Origin of the sequence: Vibrio sp. 10N.239.312.C11, from assembly GCF_041466065.1 — a bacterium.
Taxonomy (GTDB): Bacteria; Pseudomonadota; Gammaproteobacteria; order Enterobacterales; family Vibrionaceae; genus Vibrio; species Vibrio tasmaniensis_A.
This window is the reverse complement of sequence record NZ_JBFSRZ010000081.1, coordinates 1-12,554: the sequence shown is the minus strand read 5'-3', so window position 1 is coordinate 12,554 and position 12,554 is coordinate 1. Positions and strand designations below refer to the sequence as shown.

The window sequence follows — 12,554 nt, the reverse complement described above, 5'->3', positions numbered from 1 at the left end:
TGATCTTATTCTTCGTGCTGAAAGATTAGAATGCGGTGTTCATGACACGCTTACGCTTTGGCACAGACGACGGGCTGGCTCAGCGTGCCTGAACATCCACCAGTCAAGATGCGAATGATGTCGACGGGTGAACAATCGGACGACGGTTCTAAGATTCAAACCGTACTGGATGTCGTTCTCGACGGCGATTGGAAAACCTATTGGCGTAGCCCCGGCGAAGGTGGTATTCCGCCAAGTTGGGACTGGTCTGGTTCAACAAACATAGAGTCGGTAGAGTGGCATTGGCCGATCCCTAAGTACTACGAACAACTCGACGTGATGACGTTAGGCTACAAAAAACACGTCAGCTTTCCCGTTACGTTGACACTGAAAGACAACACGACGCCAGCACTGTTCAAGGCGTCGTTCACCTTTCCGTCGTGCACCAATATCTGTGTGTTAACCGATTACGACATCGAATTGCCGATTGATCCGCAAACATTAGAGCTCGATGAAGAAGCGATGTTCTTGTTCAATCAAGGCATGAGCCAATCTCCACGAGAAGCTAACCGCACTTCAGTAAACGGCCTGTTCTGGGATAAAAGTAAACAACAACTGGTGACTCAGCTAACAAGTAAGGAAGGCTGGGATAAACCGATGGTATTGATTGATGGGCAAGAAGTGCTTGATGACTTCTTCTCTCCACCAACCGTCCACATCACAGACAATACAATGACCGCAGTATTCGATGTGAGTAACTGGATCGGCGAGGTCGACTTAACGGATCGCACAGTGAGTATTACCGTTTCAGATACTAACTTTGCAGAAGAGATGACCGCGCAAGTTGGGTCAGACCCGATAGCTTACCAAACAAGCAACAACAGCTTTCTAGTCATGCTTGGCTTTGCGTTAGTGGGCGGTTTAATCCTCAACATCATGCCGTGTGTTCTACCCGTATTAGGAATGAAACTAAACAGCATCATTCAGAACCAAGGTGCATCTAATCGTCATATCCGACTCTCATTCTTAGCTTCTGCTTCAGGTGTCATTACATCATTTGCGTTGTTAGCCCTAGGTATGACCGCTCTAAAAATGGGTGGCAATGCGATTGGTTGGGGAATCCAGTTCCAAAATGTTTGGTTCATCGGGTTCATGCTGATCATTACCCTACTGTTCTCAGTTAACCTGCTCGGTCTATTCGAATTCAGGCTTCCATCAGGCTTGAACACTTGGATGGCAACCAAAGGCGACGACTCACATTCAGGTCACTTCATCCAAGGCATGTTTGCGACACTATTGGCAACGCCTTGCAGTGCTCCATTCCTAGGAACTGCAGTGGCTTATGCTCTGGGCGCAAGTTACCAAGAGTTGTGGGCTATCTTTATCGCACTCGGTATTGGTATGAGCGCACCTTGGTTGATCTTCGCGTTATTCCCAAGCCTAACTAAATTGCTACCAAAACCGGGCGCGTGGATGTTCAAAGTTAAGTTGGTATTCGGCTTAATGATGTTCATCACCAGTCTGTGGTTAACAAGCCTGCTGAGCCCATTCGTTGGCAAGTTCCCAACCATCTTGTTGTCACTGTTTATCGTCGTTTCAGTGTTAATTTGGATTGGCATGAAATTAGGACGCAAGGTACTGATTCCTATCATGGCAACCACAACCTTGGTATTTGGTGCTGCATTGATCGTCGGTAGTGTTACTGCTGATAACTGGGCAACGCCAATTGTCGATAACCTTGATTGGCAGAAACTGGATGCGAAACAAATCCCTCAGTTGGTCGAGCAAGGAAAAACAGTCTTTGTCGACGTGACTGCTGAATGGTGTATCACCTGTAAAGCCAACAAAATTAGCGTCATTCTTCAAGATCCTGTCTACAGCCACCTACAACAAGAAGACATTGTTTTGATGAAAGGCGATTGGACAACACCAAGTGAAAGTGTCACTCAATACTTACAAAGTAATGGGCGATTTGGTGTGCCATTTAATATCGTTTATGGCCCGAGCTATAAAAATGGTATTCCATTACCCGTAATTCTAGACAGTGACACTGTTATTCAAGCCATCGACGCTGCGAGATAATTGATGAAGACGCCCAACAACGAACAAAAGCCTAGCTCTGCTGAAGATAACGCTGTAAAGGCTGAAACCAAAAAGCCAAGCCGTCTTAAGAAGTGGGGAAAGGAACTCGTTTCAATGATACTGATCATTGGCGTGGTTTCGTTTGCCATGGATTTTTACCACAGCAGAAGCATGCCTCAAGGAGACGCGATACCAATCGAGGGTCAGTCGATCCAAGGGGAAGATATTGATGTTATCGAGCTAAGCAAAAGCGGTAAGCCCGTTATTGTCTATTTTTGGGCGACTTGGTGTAGCGCGTGCAAATTGGTGAGCCCGACGGTTAATAGCTTCAGCGACTCCCATCAAGTAGTTTCTGTCGCACTTTCATCTGGCCCAGACGAACGTGTTCAGCGCTTCTTAGACGCCAAAGAGTATGACTTCCCTGTTATCAATGATCTCTCTGGATCGATCAGCAGAAGTTGGGGAGTCAATGTCACGCCAAGTATTGTCATCATCAAAGATGGAAAGATTAGCAGTATCGCAACCGGCGTTACTTCCCCTATCGGCCTGTGGTTAAGAACCTACTTTGCATAACTCGCTCACTAAGAAAAACAGAGCAGAGCAAATGAACCGATTAAAGCCAATTTAACAAACAATAATACCGTGAGCGCGACCCAAAACGCGCTCACGATTATCAAGAATTAGAGAATAAACAACATGAAAAAACATCTGATTAGCACACTGATTTTAGGCTCACTAATGAGCACAAGTGCCTTCGCTGAGTTAAGCACAGAACAAACCCAGCAACTCGAAGAAATTAACCAGTTCCTGAAGGAGAATCCTTCTACTATTTCAGGATTGCATACCAGTTTAGAGCAGTATGTCGCAGGCCAAGCGCAAGCAAAGAAAGCTCAAGCTGAGAGTCACGACTGGTTATATAACAATGACGCTCACCCAATCACGGGCAACCCGAATGGCAAATCAGTAATCGTTAACTTTACTGACTACAACTGCCCTTACTGTAAGCGCTTGGAAAAAGGCTTGGTTCAATTAGCCTCTGAAAACAGCGACATTAAAGTGATCAACGTGTACTTGTCATTTAAGCAGCAACAAGTAGATGGCCTTGATACCAATGCGGCTCTATACGCGATGAAAGTATGGAAAGATAACCCAGCAGCCTTCCCTGAAGTCAACAGACTGCTGATGGCAAAAAGTGGTATTCACTCGAAAAGCTCACTAGAAGCCGTAGCCAAGAAGACAGGCACAGAAGCGGAACTAAAAACAACTCAAGAACAAAACCAGGTTCTAACCACTAACCATCAAACCTTTAGCGCTCTGGGTTTAACAGGAACGCCAACGATGATGATGAATGATCAGCTTCTACCGGGCTATGTGCCTTACGATCGACTTAAAGATATCGTGGATGATGCTTTTTAATCGAGCGTAGATAGAGATAAAGACTAGAAAGAGAAGTGAATAAAAGCCGACTCGCGCAACACCCAGTCGGCTTTTTCATTGTTTGAATAAAGTAGATAGTCCATTTACCTTAAATTTAAAGGTGAGTTGAATCCTAAAAACGACCAAAGTTAAAACGCGTACATTCTTTTGTCCGTCGATAGTTCAAAACAGTACTCTGCGTGTTTTCTAAGGCATTCAAACACTTCTCGATCCAACTTATAACTATCAACTTGTTCCGTTAATATCGCTAGAGTTTCTTCCAGTGTCATACCTTTACGATAGGGGCGAGACTGGGTTAATGCTTGGAATACATCGACTACAGCAACAATTCTACTGGGTTGATCTAAATCTTCAGCCGTTTTACCCATCGGATAGCCTGAACCATCTAACCTTTCATGGTGATCGGAAGCCCACTGACACACCTGAGGCGAACTAAATAGCTCCTGCAGCGCGAATCGAGTATCTGTCGCATGGCGTTTAATACAACAGTATTCTTCGTCAGTGAGCAAATCTGGCTTATGAAGAATGTCACCAGGGGTTTGCAGTTTGCCAATATCGTGAACTAAACCAGCTAAATAGAGCTTTCTCTGCGTTGTGTGTGAATAACCAAGTTGTTTAGCTAGATATTCAGAAAGTTGCCCTACCTTCAACGAGTGCTTGAAAGTGAACGAGCTTTTCGTATCAACGACATTAGCAATAAACTCGGCAAAGGCGACTGTCTCATCCAGCGACATTTGCTGAGAGAAAAAGGGTACAGGTTCAAAGTTATCTCTCATATTCTCGATGTAAGGGGTCTCCATCGAGAACCAAAAATCATCCAGATCAACCAACTCACACATGTGCTGTACAAGATTGGTTTCGAACATCTCGTCCGCTTGCTCAGTCAAACGTCCAATAATGCTCGCTTTACCGTCTGGGGTTAGGTTCCCATAACGATCAGAAGCTGTTATGCCATATAGATAGTCAACTCTGTCAGCAAGCATCACAACTGCAGCCAGTTCCTTTTCTAATTCACTGATATTCATAGTCTTTAGATCTAACCAAGGGGTATGATGATAAAGAACTGGCTTAGCAAATATAGAAAGAACAGGGCACTCCTTTAAAATTTGGTAGCCCTTTTGACAATGGTAATAAGTCGAGTCGGGAACAAACCCCGAATTCAGTCGACGTTGCTCGTCTATTTGCGACACTCCGCAGTCGTGAATTAGCCCTAACGAAAATGCGAGCTGTGCCTGCTCCTCTTCCCACCCCACGCTCAGAGCACATCGATACGCGATGTAACCCACCCTCTGTCCATAGTTTTTGCTTTCAAAACCGACGTTATCAAGCGCCTTAGCAATACCAAATAGAGCCTTTCTTAGGTCTACGGTTACCTCTTGGCAATGTTGATTCATTACTTAAGCCTAGTATTTTTATATATTTTATATATTTAGGCTGCTAATACTAATGCATGACTAACGATCATACCCGCAATTATTATAAGGTTTAATGTATTTCGTGATAGATCTAGCGTATCACGAATAATTCGTGCCACAAGTGGTTGCATATTCAAAATTGTGCGACATTATAACCTGCCGACCAAAAGACACTTAAATCATCAGCCAAAAGAAAAGGGAAAACATGTTTAAAACAGTTATCGATGAAGAGTTATCCATCGCTCTGGTTGAAGAGAACTTCGCATCTCATTACGCGGAAATTTCACAAAGCCAAAATGAGTATCTTAGCCAATGGTTAGCATGGCCACCGCACTGCAAAACAGAGCAGGACTTTAGGATCTTCATCCAGCGCTCGCTACATGATTACGCGGAAGGCAAAAGCATGACATGTGCGATTGTGTACAAAGACAATATCGTCGGTAACTGTAGCTTTAACACCATTGACCACAGCAAACAGAAAGTCACGATAGGCTATTGGTTGTCTGATACTTACCAAGGTAACGGGATCGTTACACGCGTAGTTGAGAAGCTCATTGATATTGCTTTCAATGAGTTAGATATGGAAAAGGTGGAGATATCAGCTGCAACTGGCAACCAGAGTAGTCGCAAGGTTTGTGAGCGCTTACATTTCACATTAGAAGGTATCATAACTCATAACGAGAACTTAAATGGCCGTATCATAGATCATGCTATTTATGGCCTTCATCGTTTAAGCGCCAACAATATCTAAGCTTGATTTTCTACTTGGTAAATTTTGCCAATTGATAGTGAATGATAATTGGTAATTAGTAAGTTAATTAAATTAGTAAGCCACGATATTAAACCGTGGCTTTCATTTTTAAGAGTCTAATTGGTCTCTTACTAAAATCATTTACGTGATCTTTGGGATTAAGATACAGAACTTAGCACCACCGCGATTGCTATCGCAGATCCGAATGTCCCAAGAAAGCTTTTTAGCCGCTGAAATCGCGATTGCTAGACCTAACCCTAACCCACCAGTTGCTGATGCTCTGCTAGAATCTAAGCGAGAAAACGGAAGGAATACTTCTTCACGCCTGTCCTCCGGTATCCCAGAGCCATTGTCTTCAATCAGAACCAGCCAATTTTCTGAGTTCTCGTCCAGAGTTACCCAGACTTTGTCTTGTGTGTAATTCCCAGCGTTCTTAATCACGTTATCAAAAACCAAACGCGCCATCGAGCAATCACACTTAATTTTGCACTCTAGCTTTACTTTGGACTCAAAAATAACATTGTCTAACTCCGAGTAACGGATTCTATCTAAACAATACTCGCGAAGGTCAGCTTTCACTTTAACAAGCTCGAAGAAAGAATTATCCATGACATTCAATTTCGACAGCATGATAATTTCTGACGTGAGGTCGTTGATATCCCCGATGTAGGTATCAATATCATCGAAAAAAACCTGATGATGCTCTGGAGCTTCCCGCCTTAAGAGATCCGTCGCCAATTGAATACGGCTTAGCGGTGTACGAACTTCATGTGGAATCGCTTGAGCAAATATATGACTTTGTTTTACTTTGCTCTCAATCTCCTCAGCCATGAAGTTAAAACTTTTGGCTAGCTCAGACACTGGGTGTATATCATCTACGTCAGAGCGAGTACTCAGCTTCCCCTTACCAAACTGCTTCTGTTTCTCAACAAGTAACTCTATTCTTTCTTGAAAACGCCTAACAGGTAAGTAAACACTTGCGCCAATAGCGAAGATAACGGCCAACAAAAGCCCAATAAGAAAGTTTCTTTCTGAATCTTCATACCACTCAATTTCAGGTGAGAAGAAATCGCCTACCTCACTGAACGCAAAGCTAAACCTAGAATTTGGTAGCTGAAATACTGCCGAATAGAGATTATTTTCACTTAGGTATACCGGTACACCATTCAAGGTGGTAAATAACTCGCATCGTTGACACGGAGCCTCTCCCGACCAATTCTCCAACAGGCGTAAATTGAAAATATAAAATTGCTGGTAGCCTGTTCTGTCGAGTTCTTTATATAGCGAGTTTTCTCGGTTGTGCTGACGGACATACTGCTCAGAAAAGTAGATGCCATCATTAAGGAATATTTCGATCTGGGTACGCCGCATGTGCCCTTCACCAAGGTTCCAAAACAAAAATATCGTTGCCGACATCCCTGCCACAATTCCAAGGTACAAACGAGTAAACATAGAAACAGATCGAAGTTTCACCGCGATAGACTTATACAACCAGCATATACCCCTTGTTACGAACCGTACGGATCAACTGCTTATCTTTTGCATGCATACGCAGCTTCCGGCGCAACCCTGAAACACGCATATCAATAGAGCGGTCGTTAAAGGCATAATCAATACCTCTAAATAGCTGGCAACATTGATCTCGAGTAACGACCTGACAAATGTTATTAACAAGAAGATTTAGAATTTCAAACTCGGCAGAGGTGAGCTTTAGGTTCTGTCCATACAGAGTGGCACTTTGAGCTGTACTGTTGATCACAATTTCACCTGGGGTTTCAGCGGTCGTGTCAGGCTCAGCAACAACAGGGGCTGCGCGACGCAATAGTGCTTCAATTCGTGCCAATAATGCATGACCACGAATAGGTTTTGCTACGTAGTCATCCGCGCCAAACTTAAACAAACTAACCTCACTCATTTCATCAGCAGAGGCAGTCAATACTAAGATAATCCCATTATAAAATTCGCGAGCCTGTCGGCAAATCTGTGCGCCGCTCATTCCTGGAAGCATCAAGTCCAACAGAACGAGATCGGGTTCAATACTGCGGATCGCTTCAATGGCCAAATCCCCTTCATGGACAACGCTAACATTGTAGCCTTCAGCTTCGAGGTAAAGCGTAGTTAAACGCGCTATCGCCTGGTCATCTTCGACAATCAGCACTTTGGTTTTCGACATTTCTATCACCAGCATTTATTAAAAGCGAGGGCAGTATATATACTGTTCATATATCATCAATATTGTTATTGAAGTCACTAACTTACCGTACGCAAAACATATTAATCACTTTTGTACATACACGTTTACAAACCATCGTTCAGCAACAAAATCGCTCATTTATTGATTAATTTCCCGTCAAAAACGGAAAATCTAAACGCTTAAATGCTTACGTTTGCTTACCTTCTTACGCACACTTACATTAAAAGAATTTACAAAACTCATTCAAATAAACTTGCTAAACATTAATAACACAATAGTTAGTAACACTTCAAATCAACAAAATGACAGATTTTAAAACCGCGATCGCATTCTAAAAAATTGAAGAAAACGATTACTTAACCAATCAAATAGCATGTTCCATTATCAAGCTCTCTCCCCCTCTATCAAGTAAAGTCTTCTTCAAGTAACATTTATTCGGCTAATCATTAACTCAAATAATAAACAACGGTGACTTACTGATTAAACAAAAGTCACTTTGTCACAAGGCCACTTAAAGATGAACAAATCGCTTTTAATGTTACTGACCATAACCGCTTTGTTGGCAACACGAGTCACCGCTGCTCCTAATAAACATGAGGTGATGAATCAAATCAAAGCACAAGTAAGCTCTTGGATAGATATTCAAGTCACACCACAAAATAGTATTATCCAAAAGATGGTCTTCAACTGTAATTTCTACCTAACAACCCCAAGCATTAAATCTCCAGATGGCAACGAAAGCAGCTCTGGTTCATATCGCTTTTATTCACATAATGGGGTAGTCGGCGCGATGACTGAACCTTTCACTACTCAACCCCTTCCAGAATTAACAATGTGCCTGAAAGAAGACTTCATCGTCACTAACCAAGATCAAGCCCAATTATTATTTGAAGCAATTGAGACGGTATACACAAATCATTCAATGTTTGACGATCGCTTCCCGAAAGAAATCGTCAAGACATCAACAGGTTGGAACTTCATCAACGGGGAAATTTTTGGGGACAATAAAGGCTATGCGATTGAAAGCACCCCGAAAGGAAAAGTAACCAAAATTATCCGTTCACTGAATCTTTAAACGCTATTTTTGTCGCTAATTTATCTTTAGCGCCTGATTTTTCTTTAACACATAGCTCCTTCACGGCTGTTAAAGATCAGAGTTCAATTTGATAGACGCACTGCCAAAGCACGACATCTGTCTGCATAAATCGATTAAAGTATGAGTTCCCCGAATTTATTATGATGACCAGCTACCAACCTTTCGAACATCTAAAGTGTCCTATTTGGATATATGACATTGATAATAAGCGAATAACCTGGGCAAACAGCAGTGCCCTCCCTCTTTGGGAGTCTGAATCTCTATTTGAACTGACCTCACGCGATTTTGGTGTTGAAATGTCAAAAGCGATCGAAGCAACGCTTGAAGAATATCAGAGACAATTTCAGCGAAATCAAAGTGTAAAGACTTGGTGGAACTTCACCCCAAAATACATATCTAAACGCGCACTATGTCTTTTCTCTGGAATCCCATTACCCGATGGCCGAACAGGGATGCTAGCGCAAGTCATCGCAGAAGAAGAGAGCTTAAAACGCGATCTCACATACTCTGATGGTTCCAACCTCTCTCTTTTATTCAACAAAGTGGGAAGCGTAGTGAGTGCAAACTCCGCTTTTTCTAAAAACTACGGCTCGCCGTTTAGTCGCCTATCCGATTTTGTTTCAAGCGAAGAAGTTGCAGACCAATGGTTATTTTCAGCTCGCAAAGGTCGAGACATTTTGGAGGAAGTCAGCTGTAAAATTGAAAATAAAACCCACCACTTTGATGTTCATGGAAAGTGGTTGTTTGACAAAAGTGAACTGCTATTAAACCTAACCTGTACCACCAAACAAAAAGAAAATTTGATTAAAGCTCGATATAACGCAGAGCACGACTGTCTCACTGAGCTCTACAACCGCCGCGGGATCACCAAAAGGCTCGAATCGAGTATTGCCTGTCGCTCGCCCTTTGAATTGATGTTTGTGGACCTTGATGGCTTTAAGTTGGTGAATGACACTTATGGGCATAGTGTTGGTGACCAACTACTCAAAAAAGTTGGCAAGCGTCTTAAACAGATCCTCGACGAAACATGCACAATCGGTCGCTTTGGTGGTGATGAGTTCATCGTGATTGCTCACGCCCGAAAAAATCAAAATATCCCGTTACTCTGCTCTCGCATTATCGATTCTTTGAACAAAAGCTTCCAAATAAAAGGAATTGGCACCTTATCTGTAGGTTGCAGCATAGGTTCTGCTCATTTTCCAGATAATGCCACGGATAAAGAATCATTGTTAAAGCAGGCCGGAATGGCGATGCATGTTGCCAAAGCCAATGGTCGGAACCGCTTCCAAACTTTTACTCCAAATTTAGCGCAGATTCTGCATCGGCAAGTAGAGATACGCCATAGGTTAACTCTGGCACTAGAAGGTGATGACCTCAATCTTCATTACCAACCGATAATGGACACCAATAGCAATAAAGTTAAAGGGTTTGAAGCCCTACTTAGATGGCCGGATAAAGATCTGGGCAACATCGAGCCTGATGAGTTTATTAGCCTAGCGGAAGAAACTGGACAGATTGTTCCACTCGGAAAGTGGGTCCTTAACTCTGCACTTAAGCAACTGTCGATATGGCACCGAAAATTTGATGATGAATTGGTAATGAGCATCAATATCTCGTGTATTCAGATGCACACTACTTTTGCAGAGCAACTATCGGCAATGCTCAACTTCTACAACATACAACCTAAAAGTATCGCCCTTGAGATCACTGAATCCTCAATGATCTTCAAACACGGTGAAGTCAGACAAGCATTAGACGATATTTCAGCGTTAGGCGTTGAGCTACACCTTGACGACTTCGGCACTGGCTACTCTTCTCTCTCTATGTTGCATGACTTGCCAATTAGTACCGTTAAGCTAGATAAAAGCTTCGTCCATGGCACCTATAAAGGGAGCGAAGCGATTGTCCAAGCCACCTATGCTATCTGTGAAAAATTGGGGCTTAAGGTGGTTGCGGAAGGGGTCGAAACTGAAACACAAAAAGCTTTCTTAACCAGTTGCGGATATCAATATTTACAGGGATTTCTGTTCAGCAAACCTATCCCACCCGATGAAGTCGAAATGCGATTTTTGTCTAGTAGATAACTCGGCTCTAAGGGGGTTACTTACTAAAGCAATTAAATTCCCCAAGCACAATATAATTATGTAAGTGGTAAATGCGAAAATGCTATCAACATACCGCTTACGTAAATTTTACGTCATACCCAAGTCTAGATAATTTATACTTTGGTTGGTTGTAATGAAATTACCATTTAAATTACTCCCAACGCTAACTTAATATAATCATCAATATCCAACCAACCAAAGTAGACATACTTATAGTATGCCCTGGAAAATGATACTAGATATTACCTTTCTTATAAATCGGGTAATCTTGAGTTTATTTCCTTTATTTACATAAACTTAAATGACATGAAAATAAAATCAAGCCATCCTTATAGAAACAGTCCAACTACAGAAGTAAAAATAAGTGCAATACAAATTAACATAGAAAATAAAACTATATTCTTAAAATTAACAATAAATAAACTATATCGAGATAATCATAAAAAACCGGGCGATCTGACATATAAATAATTTAATCATATAAAACCAAAAGCCAAATTAGCTTTCCAAAGAGGGAATAACAAAAATTACAGAACAAGACAAAAAGTAAAAATCCAGCCCCTAGAAATGGATAAATGCCAAAATAAATGGATAAATCCACTTTACCCCTTGTAAATCATCAACTTTTATTTATAAATTCAAGTTTTGGGTGAACATCTCTATAACCTGTTATTGACCCCAAAATTCTGCGATTAGTATCAACATCTTGAGAGAAATAGTGACATTTTAGTTATGTTATTTAGAAAGGACTCTTAGGTTGAATGAAAATCTCAGCATCACATATCAATCACGTAAATATAATAACTATCGCTTAGGAGTTAAGCTATGCATTGTTCTTTCAATATAAACAATAACTATGAGAGCTTGCAATTAATTTATAATGAAGAAAAAATATACATAAAAAGGAACAGTAATAAGATATCAGAGGAAAGTCTTAATAGTAAAGAAAGTTTTGTTTTTAAATATCTTATTGAGCATTCATCGATATCAAACCCTCAATCTGCTAGAGATGTTGAAAAGTCATTTAAATTACACTTCGATGAAGAGTTCAGCTTGTACGCTTTAAAGAACATTATTGCTTCGATAAGAAAAAAGTATAGGAATCTGTGTAAGAAAGCCAAAATTAACAATAATAGTGAACTTATCTCGAACCTTTATAAGGTTGGTTATTTTATCGACCTAGATAAAAGTACAACCAACCGTATAACACCAAAATACAACATCAACCAATTCAAGCTCAGCCATATCGAGATGTTGAAGCTGATGCTCAACACTTACCAAAAAGAGTTGATCAGAGGCTTTATAGCCGTTTGTACCGTTTCTTCATTTTTTTTGTTCGTTGTCTACTTCTTCCAAATCCTTTATACAACGAAAATTGCAGATGAATACAGTAAAAACGCAAAGCAAATAGTAGAGGAAGTAATGAACTATGGCTGTGATAGGGCTTTGTTGCGTAATTCAATGGAACTAAATCAAGAACCTACGATCTGATCAG

General features: G+C 41.3%; 9 protein-coding genes and 1 pseudogene. 7 read left to right on the top strand and 3 right to left on the bottom strand.

Going from position 1 to position 12,554, the window contains the following annotated elements; all coding sequences use genetic code 11:
- Window positions 1-57: 57 nt before the first annotated feature.
- The 3 genes from AB6D07_RS21600 to AB6D07_RS21590 all read left to right on the top strand — a co-directional run bounded on the left by AB6D07_RS21600 (window position 58) and on the right by AB6D07_RS21590 (window position 3,477).
- Complete coding sequence (locus tag AB6D07_RS21600; protein ID WP_372091838.1) at window positions 58-2,061, top strand: protein-disulfide reductase DsbD family protein; 2,004 nt, start codon at window positions 58-60, stop codon at window positions 2,059-2,061.
- Window positions 2,062-2,064: 3 nt separating this feature from the next.
- Window positions 2,065-2,634, top strand: coding sequence for a protein disulfide oxidoreductase (locus AB6D07_RS21595; protein ID WP_017102468.1), 570 nt, complete (start codon window positions 2,065-2,067; stop codon window positions 2,632-2,634).
- A gap of 123 nt (window positions 2,635-2,757) precedes the next feature.
- Window positions 2,758-3,477: a DsbA family protein gene (locus tag AB6D07_RS21590; RefSeq protein ID WP_017102469.1), complete on the top strand. Its 720-nt coding sequence runs from the start codon at window positions 2,758-2,760 to the stop codon at window positions 3,475-3,477.
- A gap of 149 nt (window positions 3,478-3,626) precedes the next feature.
- Here AB6D07_RS21590 and AB6D07_RS21585 read toward each other — a convergent pair whose 3' ends face one another.
- On the bottom strand, window positions 3,627-4,892 hold the full coding sequence (locus tag AB6D07_RS21585) for an HD-GYP domain-containing protein (protein WP_017102470.1): 1,266 nt from the start codon (window positions 4,890-4,892) through the stop codon (window positions 3,627-3,629).
- Window positions 4,893-5,118: 226 nt separating this feature from the next.
- Between AB6D07_RS21585 and AB6D07_RS21580 the strand changes: the two genes are divergently transcribed.
- Complete coding sequence (locus AB6D07_RS21580; protein ID WP_017102471.1) at window positions 5,119-5,664, top strand: GNAT family N-acetyltransferase; 546 nt, start codon at window positions 5,119-5,121, stop codon at window positions 5,662-5,664.
- A 141-nt stretch (window positions 5,665-5,805) separates the two neighbouring features.
- On the opposite strand, the gene AB6D07_RS21575 is transcribed toward AB6D07_RS21580, so the two are convergent.
- On the bottom strand, window positions 5,806-7,155 hold the full coding sequence (locus AB6D07_RS21575) for a HAMP domain-containing sensor histidine kinase (protein WP_017099768.1): 1,350 nt from the start codon (window positions 7,153-7,155) through the stop codon (window positions 5,806-5,808).
- Window positions 7,148-7,837 (bottom strand): response regulator transcription factor, encoded by a 690-nt coding sequence (locus tag AB6D07_RS21570; protein WP_029222829.1) that lies wholly within the window; start codon window positions 7,835-7,837, stop codon window positions 7,148-7,150. Before AB6D07_RS21570 ends, AB6D07_RS21575 begins: the two co-directional genes overlap by 8 nt.
- A gap of 538 nt (window positions 7,838-8,375) precedes the next feature.
- Between AB6D07_RS21570 and AB6D07_RS21565 the strand changes: the two genes are divergently transcribed.
- The 3 genes and pseudogenes from AB6D07_RS21565 to AB6D07_RS21555 all read left to right on the top strand — a co-directional run.
- The gene (locus AB6D07_RS21565; RefSeq protein WP_017102472.1) at window positions 8,376-8,933 is read left to right on the top strand and encodes a hypothetical protein; all 558 of its coding nucleotides are present in this window, start codon (window positions 8,376-8,378) and stop codon (window positions 8,931-8,933) included.
- Between the two features lie 161 nt (window positions 8,934-9,094).
- On the top strand, window positions 9,095-11,038 hold the full coding sequence (locus AB6D07_RS21560) for a bifunctional diguanylate cyclase/phosphodiesterase (protein WP_017102473.1): 1,944 nt from the start codon (window positions 9,095-9,097) through the stop codon (window positions 11,036-11,038).
- An 846-nt stretch (window positions 11,039-11,884) separates the two neighbouring features.
- Window positions 11,885-12,496: pseudogene (locus AB6D07_RS21555) on the top strand (EAL domain-containing protein); the annotation flags it as partial.
- Window positions 12,497-12,554 lie beyond the last annotated feature (58 nt).